Source organism: Acinetobacter sp. UNC436CL71CviS28, from assembly GCF_000620525.1.
Lineage (GTDB): Bacteria > Pseudomonadota > Gammaproteobacteria > Pseudomonadales > Moraxellaceae > Acinetobacter > Acinetobacter radioresistens.
In genome coordinates this window covers 54,205-77,340 of sequence record NZ_JIBB01000004.1, presented here as the reverse complement: position 1 = coordinate 77,340, position 23,136 = coordinate 54,205, and the positions used below count along the sequence as shown (strand labels likewise).

Here is a 23,136-nt window from a genome sequence, read left to right as displayed (position 1 = left end):
CCTAATGTGTATGATTAAAATGATGAGCAAATAAACTGCTAAGTTTAGGAATAAAATGCGGCGGAATATCATGCCCCATTCCATGAATCAATTCAAACTTAGCGCCTGGGATTGCTTTCGCAACAGCTTTGCCGTGGCTCGGTGGAAGTAAACGATCACGTGATCCATGGATCACTAATGTGGGCTGATGGATCTGTTTATCCAGCTTTAGCAATGAACCTGTACATAATATTGCTAAAAACTGTTGAAGTACACCCGCTGGATAATAACTCCGTTGATATAGTTTACGTGCACTCTGTATGGCTTCAACCTGATTAATATAGCCGGGAGATCCTATAATCTCAAATAACTTCAAACTATGACTAATAATTCCTTCTTCATCATTGCTTTCAGGCTTGCCAATCAGGCTAAACAGCTGTTTTGGAAAAGGAGGGGGAAGCAAAGGCTGATTATTGCTGGTAAACATCAAGCCTAACTTTTCGACCTTATCCGGATAGCGTGCTGCAAGAATCTGCGCAATCATACCACCCATTGAAGCACCGATAACATAGGTTTTTTCCAGCCCCATTCTTTCAAGCAGTAAAGCTACATCATCAGCCATGTCATAGAGGGTATAAGGTGCTCCCTGATTCTGTAGACCAAGCGCAAAACGTCCCATCAGCTTAAAAGTATTTAAACGTGGTCCTTTATGACGTATCTTTGATGAAAGTCCAATATCACGATTGTCAAAACGAATTACCCGATAACCCTGGTCAATTAATGATTTACAAAAGAAATCCGGCCAATATAAAAGCTGCGCACCTAGTCCCATAATTAACAAAATAGTTGGATGTTCAGGTTTACCGCCAATCTCTACATGAAGTTCGATTCCGTTGCCTAAATCGACCCGAGTTTCATGCATAAAAGAAGAATAAGGTGAAGCTTTAAGTTGAAAATTACTATTCATAAAACCACTTATCTCCCGAAACAGCGGTATTGACTGAAAATCACTCTGCTTATTTATGCGCTAAACTTGAGGCGGAATCAAGTCAGGGACCTGTTTTGCCAGGTTCAGGCGCTGCTTGCCTGCTGTTGGACCAAGTAAAACAAAACCGCGTAATGTTCCTGAAGCATCTACAGCTTTGGCAATCAGACCATCTTCAAGCTCTTCATTTTCCCAGGAGACTTCAATATCTAAAGGGGCAGGAAGAACAGTAAGAGGGGCAGCCGGAGTTTTTACTGCAACGGGCATAGCCGGATAATGGACGTGAGTATGCTCACCATTTAAGGTTTTAGCCAGAGCCCGTGCCTGTTGCATAATCGGCATGACATAAGGGAGCAGGGTTCCATTTACCTCGGCACAGTCACCTACGGCATAAATATCAGGCTGACTGGTTTCCAGCAGGCCATTTGTAACTATACCGCGACTGGTCTGAATCTGGGCTGCTTTCGCCAGTTCAAGGTTTGGCTGCAAGCCAATTGCAGAAAGCACGATATCAGCCTCCAATACTTTTCCATTTGCAAGACTCACAACATAGTCATCATTTTCAATTTTATTAACCTGCTCTACAGTAGTATTAAACACAAACTTGATACCGGCCTGTTCCAGTTTATGCTGGAATGAACTGGCCACATGCTGAGGTAATAAACGGCCAAGCGGTTGTGAGGACAGATCAATCACAGTAACGCCGTGTCCGGTATGCTGCAAGTCATTGGCAAATTCACAGCCAATTAGACCCGCACCTAAAATCACAACACGCTTATCTTTACGCGATGACAGATTTTCACGGAATGTACGGTAGTCGATTAATGAATTTACGACATGAATATCTTCACTGGCGTTCCCGGCAATATTCAGGCGAACCGGATTAGCCCCAACGGCCAGAATCAGCTTGGAATATTTCTGCTTTCGGGACTGCTGATCTTTTTCAATGAGCAGTTCATGCTGCTCAGGATGAATTTCTTTTACCCAAGTAAAGGTCTCAATCTGCATATTGAGCTGGGCCGCCATTTTCTGTGCATCACCCAATGGAATCTGTTCAGGTGATTTATTACCTGCCAAGGCGTTTGAAAGAGTCGGTTTAGCATAATTTACTGCATCATCGGCACAAATCATCACAAGTTCCTGTTCAGTATTTAATTTACGGAACTCCCGTGCAAGGGTATAGCCTGCCATCCCTGAGCCGATAATGACGATAGGGTCCATATTTTTCTCCATGTTCAATAAATTATGCTCGATGTAAAAAAGACCATGTCGGGCATGGTCTTAGTATTATTTAAACTTCGATCATCTCGAAATCTGCTTTAGATACCCCACAATCCGGGCAGGTCCAGTCATCCGGAATATCTTCCCATTTTGTTCCCGGTGCGATGCCATCTTGTGGCCAACCTTGAGCTTCGTCATAAATCCAACCACAAACGATGCATTGGTACTTCTTCATCTGTATCTCCAAAACTGCTGGGCCAAAAGACCTGGCAGGAAAAACAAGCAGCTATTGTTAAATCTTTAAAATTATAAACATTCAGGAATGTTCATCTTGCCATAAATTTTTACGCTGTTCAGCAGTCAAAGTAAAGCAAATACCGGAGTTTAACCAGTTTGAAAACTGAGGTAATGGCAGAGTAGGTCAAAAGGAGGGGCAAACAGGCAATATTTTGTACTATTTATTCCTAAATGACTGAATCTGTAAGGATATAAAAATATTAATTGTTTTAAAATTATCAAATATCAAATATCAAATATCAAATATCAAATATCAAATATAGGATCAGTCATTATTTTTAATAAAATATCTGATAACAGACATGAGACTAAAAAAGGAGAAGCCTAGATAATAAGACCATAGTCTACTAGCTGGGCAGCGATGATTCATTTATTTTAAAGATAGGTAAAATTTTATTTAGAAATACCTTTAATTAAAATTAATTAAATTCAGACACTTATATTTTTTATTTTTTTGATTACTGAATACTCTGCATTAGATAACTGGCTATAACCTGAATAAAAGCATAAAATTCATGCATTCTTTTTCGTTTTTTCAGATCCTCTCCCATGACCAGTTTGCATACAACATTGTGGACTCATATCCGCACGGTACAAGATTTCCCTAAGCCCGGTATATGTTTTTACGACCTGACACCTTTATTCATGCAGAATATTGCCGCTTTAACAGATGCTTTAATTGCTAGCATTCCGGCTGAAGCGCTAAATGAAGTCGACAGTTTCCTGGCGGTAGAAGCACGTGGTTTTGTTTTGGCCAGTCTTTTAGCCCAGCGTTTAAATAAAGGTTTATTACTGGTGCGTAAAGCTGGCAAATTGCCGCCTCCAGTAGTGGGTGTTGGTTATAGTCTTGAGTATGGCGTAGACCGTCTGGAAATGGCTGATGGTATTGCACCACAGAAAGTTATTATTGTTGATGACGTGCTGGCTACAGGCGGTACTTTAAAAGCTGTAAAACAGCTTGCTGAAAAATGTCAGCATCATATTCTTGGAGCAAGTATTTTACTTGACCTGCCAGATTTACATAGTGATTTAGGGGTTAATATCTGGTCTGTTCTGGATGAACGTACCCAGCCTGAAGCACAAGTCGCCTAAAATTTATTCTTATAAAGCCGGATAATTCAGATAGGTTGCAAAAAATGGTTCTCCAGATGATGCAACAGCTGATTTAAATTATCCGGATTAGACAGGCGGTGACAACCGCCTTCTACTGCTTCAACTAGCATAAACTGTTCCAGATATTCTTGTGCTTCCAGCATATTCAGCTCTTCATCACCCAGTTCAAGATATGCAATTTTGGGTGCATCAGAATCCAGATCTGTCTCATTAATAGATGGATAATCTGTCCGGAATTGTGGTTTCAAACTGGGATTGGCAACCAGTGCCGGTAGCTTGAATAAGGCCGACATCTTTAATGCCCAGTACGCACCCAGGCTATGTCCTACCAGCACATCAGGCTGAATTTTCTGGATTATTTCCTGATAAAAGTGAGCAACTGTCTGATAATTCAGATTACGATAGTCCACTGTAATACAGCATTTATTTTCTGACTGAAGTGCATGGAACTTGGTAGATTCCCGTGAGGAATCCAGCCCATGCATAAATAATATCTTTAATGTGCACTTATTCATTTAATTTACTTCAAATCGCTATCCAGAAATATCCAAGATATCCGTTATCTTTTCTTGTCCCTTCCGGTAGGTAGTTTAATTTTGCGCCTGTCGCTTGGCTGTTAGCTATTGGTCTAGATTAGATCAAAGTCTAAGTAAAATGCATTGATGAAATTATTTTGCTTTAGCGTGATGCAAGGCATACGAAAAATGTAACCAATCTGCTATGCTATGTGACTTCTTTTTATACTTGAATCGAGGCAGAGATGACGCAACATAACGCTCAATCGACTTCTGAACACACTATTTCCGAAAACGATTTAATTGCACAGCGTCATGCCAAACTAAAACAGATCAAAGAGCAGGCCGAAGAGACTGGTAAGAGTCCTTGGCCAAATACATTTAAACGTGAACATTATGCGCAGGATCTACAGAATCTTTTTGCTGGCAAAACCAAAGAAGAAATTGAAGCTGGTGAAAAAGTTTATGTGTCTGTAGCAGGGCGCGTGATGCTGAATCGTGGCTCCTTCATTGTCATTCAGGATATGACTGGCCGTATTCAGCTTTATGTTGCACGTAAAGAATTAGATGAACAGACTCTTGCAAGCATTAAGGGCTTGGACCTTGGTGATATTATTGCTGTACAAGGTTACATTGGGCGTTCAGGTAAAGGAGATCTTTATGTTCATATCGAACATTTTGAATTACTCACCAAATCGCTCCGTCCATTGCCTGATAAGTTTCATGGTTTAAACGATACTGAAGTTAAGTATCGTAAACGTTATCTGGATTTAATTGTTAACGAAGAAACCCGTAAAACATTTGAAATTCGTGCCAAAGTTGTTGCAGGCATCCGTAGTTACCTGAACAGTGAACGTTTCATGGAAGTTGAGACGCCGATGATGCATGTCATTCCTGGTGGTGCTTCAGCACGTCCGTTTGAAACTCACCATAATGCGCTGGATATGCCACTCTTTCTGCGTATTGCGCCTGAGCTTTACCTAAAACGTTTGGTTGTGGGCGGCTTTGAACGAGTATTTGAGATTAACCGTAACTTTCGTAATGAAGGGGTATCGACCCGACATAATCCGGAATTTACTATGATCGAGTTTTATCAGGCTTATGCAGATTATAAAGACCTGATGCAACTGACCGAGAATATGCTAGAAAAACTGGCGCTCGATATTCTGGGAACAACCGATGTGCCTTATCAGGGAGAAGTTTTTAACTTCAAAGGGCCATACAAGAAAATCTCGATGTTTGATGCCATTCTTGAGCATAATCCGGAATTTACACCAGAAAATGTTAATGACCGGGAATTCTTGGCAAAATTTGTTCGGGAAGAACTTAAAGAACAGGTGAAAGCTGGTTTTGGTTTAGGTAAGCTGCAAACAATCGTTTTTGAAGAAACAGTAGAAACCAAACTGCGCCAGCCGACTTTTATTACTGAGTACCCGGCAGAAACCTCTCCATTGGCACGCCGTAATAATGATAACCCCCATATTACAGACCGTTTCGAATTTTTTATCGGTGGTCGTGAACTTGCCAATGGCTTTTCAGAGCTGAATGACCCGATTGATCAGGCAGAGCGTTTTCAGGCTCAGGTTGAAGAGAAAGATGCAGGTGATGATGAAGCAATGCACTATGATGCAGAGTTCATTGAAGCTTTAGAATATGGCCTGCCACCAACCGCCGGAGAGGGAATTGGTATTGACCGTCTGGTAATGATTTTTGCAGATGCGCCAAGTATTCGTGATGTAATTTTATTCCCACACATGCGTCGTAAAGATGTCTGATTACTAAAATAAAGAGAAGCCTGCTGAATGCAGGCTTTTTTATATTCCAAGATTTAGTTATAGATATGTAAATAGCCGAATTTACAATGTTGAAAAACCTAAACGAAATCTTTAAGGTTGGTAACAATAATTACACCTGAGCATGACACTACAATGTTTTTAAAAAAAGTTTTGGGCCTTTCCCTTTTATCGGTCCTGTCTTCTCCTGTCTGGGCACAAGGTCTGGTCCTCAATAACCAAGATTTGCGTACTGATCTGAACTGGTTAAACCAACAAGGTGTAATTCAGATCAGTACTTCAACTTGGCCGCTGAGTGGAGATGAAATTCAACGCGCTCTTGCACAAGCTAATATCAAAAATACTACTCAGCAAAAAGTAATTGATTCTGTACTCAATACTCTAAAAGCTGACAATAATATGCTAAAAGCCGGGCTATTTGCTGAAACTGACCAGAAGGTTCTACCACAAGCTTTCGGCGACAAACAGAAAGCCCAGTATCAGGCCGCGCTTGAATTCAATGCAGGAGGAGAAAACTGGGATGCGAAAGTCCGGGTGAATGCAGAGAAAGATCCGCAAATTGACAATGGACAGGATATTAATGTCGAAGGTTCCTATATTGCTGGTAAACTCTGGAATCAGTGGGTAATTGCCGGTCAGATCCCAAGCTGGTGGGGACCAGGACATGATGGCAGTCTGATTCGTGGTGATGCTAGTCGTCCTGTTATTGGTGTTACTGCTCAGCGTGCAGTACAAGATTCTTTTGAAACACCATTACTTTCATGGATTGGGCCTTGGCAGTATCAGGCGTTCGCAGGTCAACTTGATGATTACTCTGCAGTACCAGATGCGAAACTGATTGGACTGCGTCTGACAGCTCAGCCTTTACCTTATCTCGAATTGGGGGCATCCCGAATGATCCAGTGGGGAGGAGAGGGCCGTCCAGAAAGTTTAAGTTCGCTTTGGGATGCTTTCGTTGGTAATAAAGATAATGGGGGAACAGGTGAGCCTGATCCTTCTAACCAGCTTGCAGGATTTGATGCACGTCTGAATCTTATACCACTTTTAAATACACCGGTAGGTATTTACGGTCAGTATGTGGGTGAGGATGAAGCTGGAGGCTTGCCATCAAAGAAAATGTATTTAGCTGGTGTAGACTACTCATCTGTCTATAAAAACCTGCCATTTCAACTTTATGCCGAGTGGGCAGATACTCGAACCAACGGCGAGGTTCGAGGTGTTTCTTATACTCATAGTACTTATACTGACGGTTACTATCAGCATGGCTATCCTTTAGGACACGCATTGGGAGGCGATGCTCAAATGGTCTCTATTGGTGGAGATATTCGCTTTGATATTATGAACCGTTTAAGTGGACGCGCCCTGGTTGCAAAAGTTAATCAATCTGAACGAAGTGCGAAAAATAATTTAGCTTTTGCACAGGATGATGAAATTAAGGCAGTCGATTTAACCTGGACCCATTATATGCAGCCTGATATTCCTTTAAAACTGAATGGCTGGCTAAGTGATTCAGATGCGAATGGTAATGATGCCGGTGTATCAGTCGGAATCGAGTTTCCGTTGGATCGTGCTTGGGCAGCATTTCGCTAGTTGTGTCTAAAAGAAAAGCCTGCTAAATGCAGGCTTTTTTATTGTTCGCTATTCTAAATAACTGATGAACCCAGTTAGTTCATTGTATAGGTTTTATTTAATGCACAATTTATAACTTCTTATATGAAAACCAAGAATATACATATCACAAAAGAAGCAATAGCCCAGACTGGCAAATCACTATAATGAATATAGTTCGTCAGATGCGTAATAAGCATCGATCCAAGTTTTAATCAAGATAGACATCCGGAGTTGTTATGGCAATCGTTCCTCCAACTGAGGAAAGACTTACACATCTAAAACAGCTTGAAGCTGAAAGCATTCACATTATTCGTGAAGTTGCTGCCGAATTTGAAAATCCGGTGATGTTGTATTCTATTGGTAAAGATTCTGCGGTAATGCTTCATCTGGCTATGAAAGCATTTTATCCAGCTAAGCTTCCTTTTCCGTTACTGCATGTAGATACCGGCTGGAAATTCCGTGCCATGATCAAGTTCCGTGATGAGATGGCGAAGAAACTGGGTCTGGATCTGATTGTTCATCAGAATAAAGAAGGCCACGATGCCGGAATCAATCCGTTTGATCAAGGCAGCTCAAAATATACTGATATCATGAAGACCCAAGGTTTAAAGCAAGCTTTGGACAAATACCAGTTTGATGCAGCTTTTGGCGGTGCACGTCGTGATGAAGAAAAATCACGTGCTAAAGAACGCGTCTATTCATTCCGTGATTCTAAACACCGCTGGGACCCAAAAAACCAGCGACCAGAACTCTGGAATATTTATAACGGTAAAGTAAATAAAGGTGAAAGTATTCGTGTCTTTCCTTTATCAAACTGGACCGAGCTTGATATCTGGCAATATATTTTCCTTGAAAATATAGAACTTGTACCTTTGTATTTCTCTGCTGTACGTCCAGTGGTAGAACGTGATGGTACACTGATTATGGTAGATGATGAGCGTATGCGTCTGAAAGAAGGCGAAGTTCCACAAATGAAATCTGTACGTTTCCGTACATTAGGCTGTTATCCGCTTACAGGGGCTGTGGAATCTACAGCAGCAACCTTGCCGGATATCATTCAGGAAATGCTTTTAACCACCAGCTCCGAACGTCAGGGTCGCATGATTGACCATGATGAAGCAGGGTCGATGGAAAAGAAAAAGCAAGAAGGTTATTTCTAAAAATTTGTGGAGCGTGATGTATGTCTCATCAGTCTGAACTGATTAGCCAGGATATTCTGGCTTACCTTAAACAGCACGAGCAAAAAGACCTTCTACGTTTTTTGACGTGTGGTAATGTTGACGATGGTAAAAGTACCTTAATTGGCCGCTTATTATTTGATTCAAAGCTGATCTATGAAGATCAGTTACAGGCAGTAACCCGCGACAGTAAAAAAGTCGGCACTACAGGGGATGCACCGGATCTGGCTCTTCTGGTTGACGGTTTACAAGCAGAACGCGAGCAGGGCATTACGATTGATGTCGCTTACCGTTATTTCTCAACAGAAAAGCGCAAATTCATTATTGCCGATACACCGGGACATGAGCAGTATACTCGGAATATGGCAACCGGAGCCTCAACCTGTGACCTTGCCATTATTCTGATTGATGCACGTTATGGGGTACAGACCCAAACCCGCCGTCACAGCTATATCGCCAGCCTGTTAGGTATTAAAAATATTATTGTTGCCATTAACAAAATGGACTTGGTAGACTTTTCTGAAGCCCGTTTTAACGAGATCCAGGCTGAGTACAATGATTTTGTTAATCAGCTGGGCGACCGTAAACCGGCTAATATTATCTTTACGCCGATTTCAGCATTAAATGGTGACAATGTAGTCAATCCATCAGCCAATACCCCATGGTATAAGGGCCAGACCCTGATGGCGACGCTGGAAAATGTAGAGATCAACCGTAATTCTGCTAAGCAGGAATTCCGTTTTCCAGTGCAGTACGTAAACCGTCCAAATCTGGATTTTCGTGGATTTGCTGGTACGATTGCATTAGGCACGGTAAATGTGGGTGATGAAATCATTGCCTTACCATCAGGTAAACGATCAACAGTCAAAGAAATCGTGACCTATGATGGTAATCTTGAGCAGGCAGTTGCAGGGCAGGCAGTCACTTTAACCTTGAATGATGAGATTGATATTTCTCGCGGTAACCTGATTGTTAAAGCAGGTGACCAGCCAGAAATCTCACGTTCTGTACGTGCTACCGTCGTATGGATGACTGATCAGCCTCTTGTAAAAGGCAAGCTTTATAATATTAAGCTAGGCACACAAACTGTTCCAGCCAAAGTCACCGAGATTAATTACCGCGTCAATGTGAATACGCTTGAGCAAACTCAGGTAGAACAGCTTGAACTTAATGCAATTGCCAATGTAACAGTGGAATTTGATGCACCTGTAGTCTTTGACCGTTACCAGGACAGCCGCTATACCGGTGCATTTATTTTTATTGACCGTCTGAGCAATGTGACAGTTGGCGCAGGTATGGTTGAATCTGCCGTTGAGTGGAATGCCAATGGCAAGCCAGTTACTGCAGAAGACCGTGCTGCACGTTTAGGTCAAAAACCTGCGGTTGTGAGTGTAAATACACAAGTACTTGAACATGCTCAAGGGCTGGAAAGTCTACTCATGCAGCAGGGCATAGTTGCACTTGCTAAGGTTGGCTTAACGGCAGAGCAGGCAATCCTGTTACGTGAAACAGGTATTGTAGTGATTACAGATATTACAGAAGGTGCTGATGTTAAGCTCAATTTAGATACGGTTGAAGATCTGGCTGATAAAATTGTCGAATTAGTTCGTCTATAAGACTCAACTATTTTAAAAAAACCCGTCTTAATGGCGGGTTTTTTTATTAAAAGCATACTTATAAAAATATTAAATTTCCGTGTTGAAAACTTTTATTTTAATCGATGGATTTCTAATTTGATTACTTTTACTTATACATCAGAAAAACCAAACCGGCGAACCAGTCTGGTTTTTAATTTAAAAAAAAGATTACTGAACATTTACCTGTACAGGTGGCGCATAAATTGTATATTGACTGGTTGTGTCAATATTATAGGTATAGCTCGGCATAACGTAAGCTGTACCTTTCTCAGAGAAACTTAGTTGCCCTTGCGCATTCTGGCTGTATTTTCCGGAAGTAGGTAATAGCAGCATCTGACTAAAAGTAATATTGCTAACTTGGCCTTTCTGCGTAATCTTTTCACCCTGAATACTGACAGGCTTACCAATACTGGCATTAACCTGAGCAGGGACTTTGAGTTTTACCACAAAGTCTGATGCATCATGAGCGTAGTCAGTGGTTAAACCATGGGTTCCTGCAATATACATCCGGTTGAAATCGGCCTTATTTGTACGGAAAGTCCATGGCCAGAATGTTACACCCCGGTCTTTGGCCATATTCATTAAATTGGTAGACAACCCATTATAGGATGGATTAAAGGTAGAGGAATACTGCTGCGTTGCATCTAGGATACGACGTGTATTGACTATATCGCTTTCTGCGGTAGGAGTGTTAGTTAGAAAACCGGTAGATACACCTGGTAAAATATTTTTCATCTTTAAAAGTTGAGGCCCATTAAAACTGATCACCACGACTTGATCATAAACATCATGTTTATCTAACAAAGCTTTTAATGCAGGTACAATTTCTGGTTTAGAACTCTTGATTTCAATAAAATGCATTACATTCTTATGAGGTTTTACAGCGTCCAGAAATTCCTCTAAAGTAGGTACAGTACGGTTATAGCCTAGTGTACGAAGCTGACGTACTTCAGCTAATGTCATATCTTCAATATTACGGTCTACCCCAGTTGTCCGTTTCGCTGACCCATCATGCATAATGACAATATGACCGTCAGTAGTCAGATAGATATCGTTTTCAACTGCATCTGCTCCTACTTCAACGGCCTTTAATGCACCTTCTAGAGTATTTTCATCATCAAGTGCCGGTATACCACGGTGACCGGTAATAAGCGGTTTGCGAAGCAGAGTATTTGGTTTCATACTTTTCATGATGTTCTGAAATACATCAGGAGAGGTAGCAATAATTCCATTAACCCCACTTGTAAGAATCCTGGCAGCCTTTACCGGATCAGTAGTGGTGCTATAAGCCCACGGTGTAAGCAATAACCGTTGTAAATGGCTAACAGTGATATCATTCACAAGCTGCTCAGGTAAAATTATAATTTTTGCCAAAGCCGTATTGGTGTTATGAGTAATAGTGACAATATCTTTTACGCTATTGGTCAGGTTTAGCTGTTTTGAATAATCCAGTGCAGTCCGTACTGTGGGCAGGCTGATACGGGCTTTACGTAGTAGCTCAACGTTGTCTGAACTTAACGTAATGTCTGCAATATCAACTGAATCTGAAAATACCTTTAAATGTTCAATTGTTGACTCGTTTTTAATGCTGAACAGGGGCATGGTGTTACGTTTAGGATCACTTAAATAATCTTTTAGAGAAGTGATTTTTTTATTGGATGTATCAAGAATATTTAACTGATCGTCCAGCTGATAATAAACTTGGCTTACAGCATTTGAAATCACTCCTTGAGTTGAGGCGGGCTGAATCAAAGTGGGTGCCATAGAAACCGGCAGGCTCTGCTCGGCTATAGGCGTAACTTTATTTGATTCAGGCAAGGCATCCAACTGTTGGGTAACCTTGATACTATCTACCCGCATCAAGAGACCCGCAGTCGAGAGTCCTATTCCGCCCTGATTCAGGTTGTAAGGTAAAGTGGTATCGTGGATCAGATTATTATCCAGATAATGGCGTACCCGGTTGCCGGATACGACTACCGTGGCTTTATAGGTTCTATCACCTTCGATATTTTCTTTATAGGCCCCTTTTTGTAACACATTCCAGGCATTGGTAGGCTGTCGTAATGCCAGTTCTACACCACTTGCTCCAGTTGCCTCGGCACGGATTGCAAACTGGTAATAAGGTGTAAATGCCGGTTCACTTAAAGCATCAGCTGCACGATACATAATACTGCCCCAGCGGGTAGCATTATTTTTTTCAGGATAGCTAAACTCAATATCGATCCGATAGTCGCGTAATTTATGAAATTCTTCAGGCAAGATAACCGAAGTCATCTGGGTATCATTAGCCCGGCCATCAATAAATAGACTGCTATTTTCTATATAAACTTTTCCTGCATTTGCTTTAGGGGCAATCCAGCCTGCCGGAAGAGCGGTCAGCTGGTCAAAAGTTTCATCAATGTAAATTTTGGGTTGTGGTACTTCTTCACTTGGGTTAGTGGGGGTTGGAGCTGGAGGAGTCACTACTGGCGTATCATTCGAGCCGTTATTTCCACTTGAGTCGTGATCATCATTACAGGCGACAAGGCCCAGAACCAGCAAGATAGTAAAGCTCAACTTGGCAAATTTCATGAGTAACCTCAGTTTTAGTTATAGTTCGGGCCAGAAGGCTAGAGCACTAAAATGACAAGTAGATGGATTCAGCAGTTATTTAAAAAATTCTTACATATTAAAGTTTTATTAATTTCATATGGATGAGACACAAGTATGCTGATAGCTAATGTTTTATGCGGGGAATGTAAATAAGTGGAGTGAAAACCGGTAATCTGCCGGTTGCTGTTTAAATGTATACATAAATCCGGCTAAGCTTCATTGTGGCAAATTTATATGTTCAAATAGCAGCTAGAAACTTGAACAGTAACAGATAGGGAAAGATCATGTCACAGCAAACCACCATGCAACAGGTCATTATTACTGAACCGGGCGGCCCAGAAAAGCTGGCCTATGAAAGTGTTGCTATTCCAGTACCAAAAGCTGATGAAGTTTTAGTCAAGGTTCATGCTTTCGGAATTAACCGGCCAGATATCCTGCAACGTCAGGGACTTTATCCGATGCCTGCAGGGGTCACTCCGGTTCCTGGTCTGGAAGTGGCTGGTGTGGTCGAAGCAGTAGGTAAAGACGTAACTCAGTTTAAAGTAGGTGATCCGGTCTGTGGACTCACCAATGGTGGTGGCTATGCCGAATATTGTGTAGTACCTGAAACCCAGACTCTAATAGTTCCAGAAGGAGTCAGCCTAGTTCAGGCTGCTGCTATTCCAGAAACATTTTTTACGGTTTGGGCTAACCTGTTTCAGATGGGTAAAGCCAAAGCCGGGGAAACTGTACTGATTCATGGTGGCACCAGTGGTATTGGTACTACAGCCTTAATGTTATGTAAGGCACTAGGCATTAAAACTTTCGCCACAGTCGGCAGTGATGAAAAAGTTGCAGCAATTGCGCATCTGACAGATGCGATTAATTATAAAACCCAAGACTTTGAAAGCTACATTACTGAGAAGACTGACAAGAGCGGTATAGATGTGATACTGGATATTGTTGGGGCACCCTATCTTGAACGTAACTTGAACCTGCTGCGTAAAGATGGTCGTTTGGTTTATCTGGCCTTTTTAGGTGGACGTAAAGCCAAAGAAATAAACCTTGGCCATATTATGATGAAACGTCTGACTATTACTGGTTCGACCATGCGTGCACGCAATACTGCAGAAAAACACACCATTGCTGAAGGTCTAAAACAGCATGTCTGGCCTTTATTGGCAAAAGGTGAGTGTTTGCCAATGATTTATCAGACCTTTAAGTTCGATCAGATACAAGATGCTCATGCAGCAATGGATACGGGCGAACATGTAGGCAAAGTTGTAGTAGAAATACTCTAATCTGTATTTCTGTTATTAAAAAGCCGCCCGTTAGGCGGTTTTTTCTCACCATGAAATTTAAAATAGAGAGAAACATGAATTTAAATACGGTCCCATATCTAAAATCACATTTTCAGAAGTCATTTTATGTCAAAATAAGCGTTTAGTATATTGTCCAAGGACTTTCCATGACTGAACACTCTTCCGAACAGCTTAGCGATATTGAAAAACTGGATATTCTAAATGCCATGAAAAATGATGCCTTAGATATACAGGCAAAAGAAATCATTCGTTCCGGTGGCAAGGCTGGACGTCAGGAAAGTCATCGGAATGCTCTGATTGCACTGAATCAGGCTTTTGAAAATAATTTTGTTGAAGCGGTAACCCTTGCACTAAACCTAAATGAGGCCCAGGCCAAAAAAATTCGCTATAAGAAAGACCGTATTCGTATTCTTAAAGCACACGGAATCGATTATATGGCAATTGATGGGGCACAAACTGCTCAGGTATTGGCACAAGTAGCTCAGGCAATTACCCGTGAAGAAGCAGTGGTGACTCATGACCTGCATAATATCTTTCCATTCTGGAAAGAAGGCTGGCCAATGGTACAGTTTGACAATGCCTATAAAATCTTATCAGAAGATATCCAGATTCATTATGAGGCAGTACTCGATACTTTGCTGAATCTGCAATAAATCATTTCATGTAAAAAGAGCCAGCTGGCTCTTTTTTAATGTCCTTATGAATATGATTTTATAATTATTTATAATTTATAAAAACTGCATAATTAAATCGGCCAGTTAACTGAAAATCATATACTTCCAGTTAATTGCTTTAAGGCGGTTAAGCCAATTTGCCAACTGCTTAAGTTTATAGCTATATGATGTCAACTAAGCTCAAGAAAAATGAGCTAGCAAGCCGTAAAGCTTAAATAATTTCTCTTTATCTAATCATTTGTGCCACACGTTAGATGGCAGAAAAAATTAGAGAAATACAGGTAGGTAAATCGCCTATTATTTTTATTCCTATAAAATTCTCTTATTCCTGCTCTGTAGAAGGCGTAGCGTTGGGTTCCAGCATACGGGTCACTAGAAGCTGATCTATTTTGAAATGGTCAACATCCACGACTTCGAACTTGTAGTTGGTATAAATTACTACATCGGCAGGGCGTGGAATCTTGCGGAGCTGGTACATCATAAAACCAGCTAAGGTTTCATAATTGTCTTCATCCGGCATTTCATCAATTTCGAGGGCATGTTTCAAATCTTCGATGGGGGTACTGCCATCAATTAACCAGGAATTATTATCCCGTTTAATGATTTGCTGTTCTTCTTCAAGTGGCGTCACCCAATCCCCCATAACAGTAATCATAATATCACTTAAAGTAATTACCCCGACCACCAAAGCATATTCATTAATAACAACTGCAAACTTTTCTTTGGTTGAACGAAAACGGTCAAGCAGTTCAGAAAGCGTTAGCGAATCTGGTATGGTCAATACAGTACGTATGGTATTTTCATTGAGTTGAAGCAGGGACTGGTTATTTAAAATTCGTACCAATATATCTTTGGCGTCTACATAGCCAATTACTTCATCGATATGTTCATTACAAACCAGAAATTTTGAATAGGGATACTCTCCCAATTTCTGACGAATGCTGGCCTCGGACTCTTTTAAAGTAAAGTACACTACATTTTCGCGGGTGGTCATACTTGAGGGTACGTTACGTTCTTCTAGCTCAAAAACATTTTCAATAAAATGATGTTCCTGTTTTTGCAGGACACCCGCCTGTGCACCTGCATCCATTACGGCAGAAATATCATCAAAAGTAATATTATCTTCCCTGGTGGTATTTACCTTAAATAGCCGAAACAAAGTATTGGCAATTGCATTAATGAACCAAGCCAAAGGTTTACAGACCTTGATAAAAATCTGTATAGGATTAATCACCGAAACAGCAATTTTCTCAGGCGCAATCATGGCCAGACGTTTTGGCATAAGATCTGCGAACAGAATAAAAAGTGAAGTTACCAGCGTAAAGGAAAGAGCAAAACCTATCGTTTCTGTCCAGGGCCCTTCATAAAAACGGTCAATCAGATTTACAAAATAAGGGCGGAAAGCAGCCTCACCTAAAATACCACCTAAAATTGCTACCGCATTTAGACCAATTTGAGAAGCTGCGAAGAAGTCTGCCGACTGCTCTTGTAACATTAAAACTTTAGTTGCCCGCTCGTCTCCGGATTCTGCCAGAATCTTGAGCTTGACCCGACGAGCGCCAGCCAGTGCAATTTCAGTTAATGAGAGAAAACCTGCACCAATGATCAGGAGAATAATGATGACAATATTTTGAAAAAGGCTCACAAGACACCTGTGTGATTCATCGTTATTATGAAATTGTTTTAACACAAAAAAGGCTTAAGGAATAAGAATTCTCCTTAAGCCTTAGAGTATAAACCGAAAAATAGAAAATAAAGAAATTTACTCTCTAGTAATGAGGTGATAATTGTGAATTATTCATCAGAAATTCTCGGTTTTCATCTTCAATCATCTGACGGGCTACATATAAAATTAACTGACGTAACCAGCGATGGGCAGGGTGATGATGCAAAAGCGGGCACCATGCCATCTTCAGCTCAAACTCAGGAATATAAAATGGCGGATCTTTAATAATCAGATTTTGGCTTTTCGCCTGTAGACGTGCGATACGTGTTGGTAATGTCGCAATCAGATCAACATTTGCAGCCAAGAGCGCCGGCATCTGGTAATGCCGGGTAAAAACTGAAATCTTGCGTTTCTGGCCAATACGTTCTAAAGCTTGATCAATCCAGCCCAGTCCGGCCTGTTTCTCAGGATTCACCCCAAAACCAACGCCCATACCTGTTTTAGACACCCAGATATGCTGGGCATCCAGATAACTTTTCAGGTTCAGATTGTTCATGGCGGGATGCTTGTTATTCAGCAGACAAGAATAACTGTCACGCCACACCAGTACCTGATGAAAACTCTGTGGAATCTCATTAAAACGGTTAATGGCCAGGTCAACTTTACCTTGCTCCATATCACGGTAAGACACATCGCTTGGTGTTAAGAAGTCCAGTACAACATTGGGTGCTTCTGAACGCAAGGCCTTAACCAGACGTGGCACCAAGGTTGCTTCAGCATAATCTGAAGTCATAATACGAAATACGCGATTAGACGTATAAGGACGAAATTCGGTACGTGGCTCCAGAATCATGGAAAGATCAGCCAGCGCATCACGAATACGCGGCTGTAACTCTAGAGCACGTTCAGTCGGGGTCATACCCTCAGATGAACGGATCAGCAGTGGATCATTGAACAGGTTACGTAAACGACGTAAAATATTACTCATGGCGGGCTGGGTTACCCCGAGTTGTTCTGCTGCACGAGTTACATTTTTTTCGCGAAGAAGGACATCAAGATAAATTAGTAGATTCAGGTCTACCCGCTCAAGATTCATAAAATAAATACCGAAAATAAAAATGTTAAATCATATTGAATTATGCCACAGTTAAATATATTTGTGCTAAAAGCACTGAAAAATTCAGATAAATAATCTGAATAAGTTTAAAAGGTATTAATCAGTAAAAATCCAATTTTATTGATTAGAATAATTATTTAACTTTAAATGGAGTAAAAATTTAAAAGTTTAATCTATATACAAATGTATTTTTATAAAAAACCTTAAATGATAATTTTTTCTCTTAATTTGTAAGCCCTGCTTGGAACTACAAAAGCACTCCACTTAAGTCTAATAAACAAAAAATGGCTAAGTATTAAACATTAAAATTCAAATTTTATTTAAAATAATTTAATAAAAACAATGATATAATATATTGAAACATAATTATAATACGACTTTGATCTAGGTATTTTCTAAAAAAATATTGAAAATCAATGGAGAATATTGGATTAATTTTTTTATCACCACTAAGCTGTGTTCATCGTAACGAAGTGTTCTAAATCTAAACAAATTATACCGAGTATGATTTAGTGCCTCGATTGATGAACTCCTAAAATGAATACAGGAAAATATCATGACTACATATCAAACAGCGATAGATGCAGTACGTGAATTAAAAGCTAAATTTGGCGACACTTGGCGTGATATCAGCCCAGAAGATGCTGCTCGTATGCAACTACAAAACCGTTTCAAAACCGGTTTAGATATTGCTAAATATACAGCTGCTATTATGCGTCGTGATATGGCTGCTTATGATGCTGACTCTAGCAAATATACTCAATCTTTGGGTTGCTGGCACGGTTTCATCGCACAACAAAAAATGATTGCGAACAAAAAATACTTCGGTACAACTGAACGTCGCTATATCTACCTTTCTGGTTGGATGGTTGCTGCACTTCGTTCAGAGTTCGGTCCACTTCCTGACCAGTCTATGCATGAAAAAACTTCTGTTCCTGCATTGATCGAAGAAATCTATACGTTCTTGCGTCAAGCCGATGCGAAAGAACTGAATGATCTGTTCCGTGCTTTAAATAAAGCTAAAGAAGCGGGTGATTCTGCAAAAGTTGCTGAAATTACTAGCCAGATTGATAACTTCGAAACTCATGTTGTACCAATTATTGCTGACATCGATGCTGGTTTTGGTAATGAAGAAGCAACTTACCTGCTTGCCAAGAAAATGATCGAAGCGGGTGCTTGCGCACTTCAAATCGAAAACCAGGTTTCTGACGCGAAACAATGTGGTCACCAGGCTGGTAAAGTAACAGTTCCACATGAAGACTTTATTGCGAAAATTCACGCGCTTCGTTATGCATTCCTGGAAATGGGTCTTGAAGACGGTATCATCGTTGCACGTACTGACTCTGAAGGCGCTGACCTGACTCAAAAAATCCCAGTGGTTAAAGAGCCAGGCGACATCGCTTCTCAATACATCAGCTACCTGGATACAACTGAAATTGATATCTCTGAAGCTCAAGAAGATGAAATCCTGATTAAACGTGATGGTAAATTACACCGTCCTAAACGTTTGGCATCTGGTCTGTACCAGTTCCGTGAAGGTACTCAAATCGACCGCGTTGTACTTGACTGTGTAACCAGCCTGCAAAACGGTGCTGACTTGCTGTGGATCGAGACTGCAACACCAAACGTTGAAGAAATTGCACACATGGTTAACCGTGTGAAAGAAGTTGTTCCAAATGCGAAGCTTGTTTATAACAACTCTCCATCGTTCAACTGGACTTTAAACTTCCGTCAACAAGCTTACGACCGTTGGGTTGCTGAAGGTAAGGACGTTTCTGCATATGATCGCGCTAAATTGATGAGCGCTGAGTATGACGATTCTGAACTGGCTGCCGAAGCTGATGCGAAAATCCGTACCTTCCAGGCAGATGCTTCTCGTGAAGCAGGTGTATTCCATCACTTGATCACATTGCCGACTTATCATACAGCTGCGCTCTCTACTCATGAGCTGGCTCAAGGTTACTTCGGTTCTGAAGGCATGTTGGCTTATGTTGCTGGTGTACAGCGCAAAGAAATCCGTGGTGGCATCGCTTGTGTGAAACACCAAGCAATGGCGGGTTCTGATATCGGTGATGATCATAAAGAAATTTTCGCTGGTGATAACGCGCTTAAAGCGGGCGACGATGCGAAAAACACAATGAACCAGTTTGCTAACCACTAAGGTTTAAGCTGATTCAAAAAAACCCCGCTTCTGCGGGGTTTTTATTTGGTCGACGTTAAAGAACTAAAATAAATTTTTTTAAAATTCTTTCTTCAAGGTGTAATTCAGCTTGCTATCTATTTTTTCACCAGTAATGCGATCGCGCAATTCAGCAAAGCTTTCACCAATAAAATATTTACGCTGATCACCAGCCTGATCCAGTACAACTAGAGAAGGGTTAGCAGCATCAAAATGGAACAGCCCACGTACCTTAAATTTATTATTTGGCCCTTTACCTAAATATTCTTCTGTTAATTCATAGGTTTTATCGGCATGCAATTCCAGCTCTGTTTTAATGCCTTCGCAGTCAGCACAAGGTAATATACCTTCATATTCACCTTCCCAGTCGAGTGAGTTTTCAACATTATGGGCGCTATCCGCCATTTGAGCTTTACGAGAAGTCGATGGAGTAGGCGTCATTACAGTAGTAGCATGTCGGTCATTATCCTTTTCAGAATGTTGAGTAGCCTGCTCATTTGTACTACAGGCCGTAAAGAAAATAGATGAGATCGCAAAAATACAGATAGTCTTTTTCATTATTCCCTCTTGGCAGTTCGTGAATAAATAATTTATATAGATAAATTGATATAAGTAGTTTAATAGAGTAAGTATTTCGACTTATAGGTCATCATTAGAAATTACTACAACACTGTAAATAAAATGCTACTAAAATAGTTACAGGCCAAAACTGGCCTGTCTTTAACTAATTTGGTTATGTTGGAATGATCTGGTCAACTAGAAGTTAGAAGCTTGGTACAAAGTTATTTCTGCTTTTGAGGAATTCCTTTATCAATTTCTTTCTGCTGTTGTTCTTTCTGTTGTTCTTCTTTTTCAGAGAATTTTTCATGAGTATTGTCCGTATGCTGAACATGGGGATTATCATTCGCAGCATTTGGTGTAGTCATAAGAATTACCTCTAACATGGCTATTTTATAGATTCAATATAGAAGTATTAAGTCTGTGTCACGAGTAGAGATCTGTATTTAAGTGTTAAACAATGTTAGGTCTAAAATAACGCTATTTTATTTCGCAAATTATTCTTATATTAGTCTTGGATCAGATAAAAATTAAATTTATACATATATATATTAATTGCATGTATTTTGATCAAATTTAGATTGAATCTCCCTCTTTTATACAGAATAAATTGTTAGAATCTGCCTCCTTTTAGAAAGTGGGTAAGCTTGAGTGTTAAGAAAAATTGCAGAATATAGCTTGGGCCTGATGGGGTGGGAAACAGATAATCAATGGCCACAAGGTCTTGAACAGTGTGTAATGATTGCTGCGCCGCATACCAGTAATTGGGATGCTGTTTATGCCCGGCTGGCCTTAAAAGTTTTAGGGGTTAATGTACGTATTACTATTAAAGACAGTTATATGAAGTTTCCTCTAGGACCGTTTGTTCGTGCTATGGGCGGTATTGGAATTGACCGCAGTCCAAAAAAAGAAGGACAAGCCCGGGCAAGTATGGTGCAGCTGATGGCTGACCTGTTTAAAGAACATCCTCATCTGGTAATGCTGGTAACACCAGAAGGCACACGAGCCAAGCAAGAAAACTGGAAAACTGGTTTTTATCATATTGCAATGACTGCCGGTGTTCCAATTGCGCTTGCTTATATGGACTATCAAAAGAAACGGGCAGGAGTCGGTAAAATCATTTACCCGACTGGAAATTATGAGCAGGATATGCAGGAAATTATGCAGTTTTATGCCAATATCGAGCCTAAATTTCCAGAAAAGTTCAGTGTTGATGTACGTTATCTAAATTGATTTTGCTTACTTTTTCCTGAATATAGAAAACAGACTCAAGTCTGTTTTCTATAAAATATATCTTAATGGTAGTCCTAATGGCTTGTTCTAGCATAATAAAACGAGTTTACTAGGTTGAAGAGTGATTATGTTGTTTCAGCGCCAAGTATAAGCAGCAGAGAACTTAACAATAATAGAATCCGTTATTTTTTAATATGGGCATGGTATTAAGTCTTAAAACCTTAATTATAAATTCTCCCACTTTATTCATCTGGACTAATTCCCCCTAACGATTCGCAAGCCGCCTTATAAAGTTGATATTGTTGTGCTACAACTTCATCAAGAGGCATATCGAGCTCTGCTTCTCCATCCTTATAATTTTCTATATAGCTTCTTACTTTGGCTTTAGTGGCTCCAAGAGACTGCTGGTGATAAGTATTAATATCGCTATGGGTAATCTGAGTACTTTCAATATTATTACATTCAAACTGGCTGAACAGCTTTTCTGCTCGTTTAAGCTCAGCGGATGAGCCAAATGAACAGCCAGTCAAAAGGATTAGGCTGGAAAATAATGCTAAAATTTTCATTACTTTTTCATGCAGCATAAAAAGGGCGGTATTGTAACGACTTCCTGTTTATACTGCTGTTGAGAGCAGTAAAATTTTCTAGATTTTGTGTTTGCTTGTTGAATAAATCAGCAGTATTCCTAAATTTATTAAACAGAGTCGTCTTATCCTTTAACTAATCCACCATCCACAATCAGATTCTGGCCCGTCACTGCACGTGCAAATGGGGACAAAAACATTAAAATGGCATCTGCAAATTCTTGAGGTGTAACCACCCTTCGTAGTGGTGTAGAGGCTGCGATAAGTTGAAAGACTTCATCTGGTGTGGCTCGGCTGGCGTCTGTAGCTTGTAACAGGCCGCCAGAAAGCATATTTACATTAATACCATATGGCCCTAAATCATGTGAAGCAGTGCGGGTAAAGGCTAATAATGCAGCTTTTGCAGTAGTATAGTCATGATAGGGGACTACCGGATTCTGAACCAGATTAGTACCAATATTGATAATACGGCCAAAATGTTCGGCTTTCATATCAGTAAATGCAGCTTGCGTAGTATTTAGTGCGGCCTTCACTGCACCTTCAAACTGGTTTTGTATTGTCTGCCAGCTTAGCTCTTCTATTTTGGGACGCGCATCCCCATTAAACTGGAATTGAACCAAGGCATTATTGATGACCGAGTTAACTGCCTGCCCGAAATGCTGTTTAGCAGCTTTAAACATGGCCTGTACCTGAGAAGAATTGGTCACATCAGCCTGATAAATAAAAATCTGTTCTGGAAAATCTTGTTGTAACTGTCGTGCTGTTTCATGACTGCTCATATAGTTAACTACTACACGGGCTCCCTGACTCACTAATGCTTGAGTGATCGCTATGCCTAAACCACGGGCTCCTCCCGTCACCAGTACTACCTGTTCTTGAATATTCATATAACTTTGTCCTGTA

At 40.5% G+C, this 23,136-nt stretch carries 20 protein-coding genes; 9 read left to right on the top strand and 11 right to left on the bottom strand.

Translation table 11 applies throughout. The features are described from left to right. Position 1: 1 nt before the first annotated feature. The 3 genes from estB to rubA all read right to left on the bottom strand — a co-directional run bounded on the left by estB (position 2) and on the right by rubA (position 2,420). Positions 2–946: an esterase EstB gene (estB, locus tag N518_RS0103240; protein ID WP_005019072.1), complete on the bottom strand. Its 945-nt coding sequence runs from the start codon at positions 944–946 to the stop codon at positions 2–4. A 60-nt stretch (positions 947–1,006) separates the two neighbouring features. Beyond that, on the bottom strand, positions 1,007–2,185 hold the full coding sequence (locus tag N518_RS0103235; protein ID WP_005027302.1) for an NAD(P)/FAD-dependent oxidoreductase: 1,179 nt from the start codon (positions 2,183–2,185) through the stop codon (positions 1,007–1,009). A 70-nt stretch (positions 2,186–2,255) separates the two neighbouring features. Next, positions 2,256–2,420: a rubredoxin RubA gene (gene rubA, locus N518_RS0103230; protein WP_005019074.1), complete on the bottom strand. Its 165-nt coding sequence runs from the start codon at positions 2,418–2,420 to the stop codon at positions 2,256–2,258. Positions 2,421–3,031: 611 nt separating this feature from the next. Between rubA and N518_RS0103220 the strand changes: the two genes are divergently transcribed. After that, positions 3,032–3,574, top strand: coding sequence for an adenine phosphoribosyltransferase (locus N518_RS0103220; protein ID WP_005027299.1), 543 nt, complete (start codon positions 3,032–3,034; stop codon positions 3,572–3,574). A gap of 26 nt (positions 3,575–3,600) precedes the next feature. On the opposite strand, the gene N518_RS0103215 is transcribed toward N518_RS0103220, so the two are convergent. After that, the gene (locus N518_RS0103215; RefSeq protein ID WP_005404380.1) at positions 3,601–4,110 is read right to left on the bottom strand and encodes a YqiA/YcfP family alpha/beta fold hydrolase; all 510 of its coding nucleotides are present in this window, start codon (positions 4,108–4,110) and stop codon (positions 3,601–3,603) included. Positions 4,111–4,355: 245 nt separating this feature from the next. Between N518_RS0103215 and lysS the strand changes: the two genes are divergently transcribed. The 4 genes from lysS to cysN all read left to right on the top strand — a co-directional run bounded on the left by lysS (position 4,356) and on the right by cysN (position 10,308). After that, positions 4,356–5,885 (top strand): lysine--tRNA ligase, encoded by a 1,530-nt coding sequence (gene lysS, locus N518_RS0103210; RefSeq protein ID WP_005027297.1) that lies wholly within the window; start codon positions 4,356–4,358, stop codon positions 5,883–5,885. 153 nt (positions 5,886–6,038) lie between these two features. Then, entirely contained in the window at positions 6,039–7,493 is a 1,455-nt protein-coding gene (locus N518_RS0103205; RefSeq protein WP_026443967.1) for a capsule assembly Wzi family protein, read from the top strand. Positions 7,494–7,750: 257 nt separating this feature from the next. Then, positions 7,751–8,674, top strand: coding sequence for a sulfate adenylyltransferase subunit CysD (gene cysD / locus N518_RS0103200; RefSeq protein ID WP_026443966.1), 924 nt, complete (start codon positions 7,751–7,753; stop codon positions 8,672–8,674). 20 nt (positions 8,675–8,694) lie between these two features. Continuing rightward, positions 8,695–10,308, top strand: coding sequence for a sulfate adenylyltransferase subunit CysN (gene cysN / locus N518_RS0103195; protein WP_005405014.1), 1,614 nt, complete (start codon positions 8,695–8,697; stop codon positions 10,306–10,308). Between the two features lie 189 nt (positions 10,309–10,497). On the opposite strand, the gene N518_RS0103190 is transcribed toward cysN, so the two are convergent. Further along, positions 10,498–12,900, bottom strand: a complete 2,403-nt coding sequence (locus N518_RS0103190; RefSeq protein ID WP_026443965.1) for a glycerophosphodiester phosphodiesterase family protein — start codon at positions 12,898–12,900, stop codon at positions 10,498–10,500. A gap of 305 nt (positions 12,901–13,205) precedes the next feature. Between N518_RS0103190 and N518_RS0103185 the strand changes: the two genes are divergently transcribed. Further along, on the top strand, positions 13,206–14,201 hold the full coding sequence (locus N518_RS0103185) for an NAD(P)H-quinone oxidoreductase (protein ID WP_005405016.1): 996 nt from the start codon (positions 13,206–13,208) through the stop codon (positions 14,199–14,201). A 167-nt stretch (positions 14,202–14,368) separates the two neighbouring features. Beyond that, a complete protein-coding gene (locus tag N518_RS0103180; RefSeq protein WP_005027286.1) occupies positions 14,369–14,875 on the top strand; it encodes a hypothetical protein in 507 nt (168 codons plus the stop codon). Between the two features lie 343 nt (positions 14,876–15,218). On the opposite strand, the gene N518_RS0103175 is transcribed toward N518_RS0103180, so the two are convergent. Together N518_RS0103175 and N518_RS0103170 are read right to left on the bottom strand one after the other, a co-directional pair. Continuing rightward, positions 15,219–16,541, bottom strand: a complete 1,323-nt coding sequence (locus N518_RS0103175; protein WP_005027283.1) for a hemolysin family protein — start codon at positions 16,539–16,541, stop codon at positions 15,219–15,221. Positions 16,542–16,665: 124 nt separating this feature from the next. Next, positions 16,666–17,658, bottom strand: coding sequence for a LysR family transcriptional regulator (locus N518_RS0103170; protein WP_005019090.1), 993 nt, complete (start codon positions 17,656–17,658; stop codon positions 16,666–16,668). Between the two features lie 577 nt (positions 17,659–18,235). On the opposite strand from N518_RS0103170, the gene N518_RS0103165 reads away from it, so the two are divergent. Continuing rightward, positions 18,236–19,840 (top strand): isocitrate lyase, encoded by a 1,605-nt coding sequence (locus tag N518_RS0103165; protein ID WP_005027281.1) that lies wholly within the window; start codon positions 18,236–18,238, stop codon positions 19,838–19,840. Between the two features lie 78 nt (positions 19,841–19,918). Here the strand turns inward: N518_RS0103165 and N518_RS0103160 are convergent, their stop codons facing one another. Both N518_RS0103160 and N518_RS17180 read right to left on the bottom strand, forming a co-directional pair. Beyond that, on the bottom strand, positions 19,919–20,416 hold the full coding sequence (locus N518_RS0103160) for a copper resistance protein NlpE (protein WP_005027279.1): 498 nt from the start codon (positions 20,414–20,416) through the stop codon (positions 19,919–19,921). A 224-nt stretch (positions 20,417–20,640) separates the two neighbouring features. Further along, a complete protein-coding gene (locus N518_RS17180) occupies positions 20,641–20,784 on the bottom strand; it encodes a hypothetical protein (protein WP_005019096.1) in 144 nt (47 codons plus the stop codon). Between the two features lie 283 nt (positions 20,785–21,067). Here N518_RS17180 and N518_RS0103150 point away from each other — a divergent pair, with 283 nt between their 5' ends. Then, positions 21,068–21,649 (top strand): 1-acyl-sn-glycerol-3-phosphate acyltransferase, encoded by a 582-nt coding sequence (locus tag N518_RS0103150; RefSeq protein ID WP_010699851.1) that lies wholly within the window; start codon positions 21,068–21,070, stop codon positions 21,647–21,649. Between the two features lie 242 nt (positions 21,650–21,891). On the opposite strand, the gene N518_RS0103145 is transcribed toward N518_RS0103150, so the two are convergent. Continuing rightward, a complete protein-coding gene (locus tag N518_RS0103145) occupies positions 21,892–22,215 on the bottom strand; it encodes a hypothetical protein (RefSeq protein WP_026055455.1) in 324 nt (107 codons plus the stop codon). Between the two features lie 143 nt (positions 22,216–22,358). After that, the gene (locus tag N518_RS0103140; RefSeq protein ID WP_005027272.1) at positions 22,359–23,120 is read right to left on the bottom strand and encodes a 3-oxoacyl-ACP reductase; all 762 of its coding nucleotides are present in this window, start codon (positions 23,118–23,120) and stop codon (positions 22,359–22,361) included. Positions 23,121–23,136: the final 16 nt, after the last annotated feature.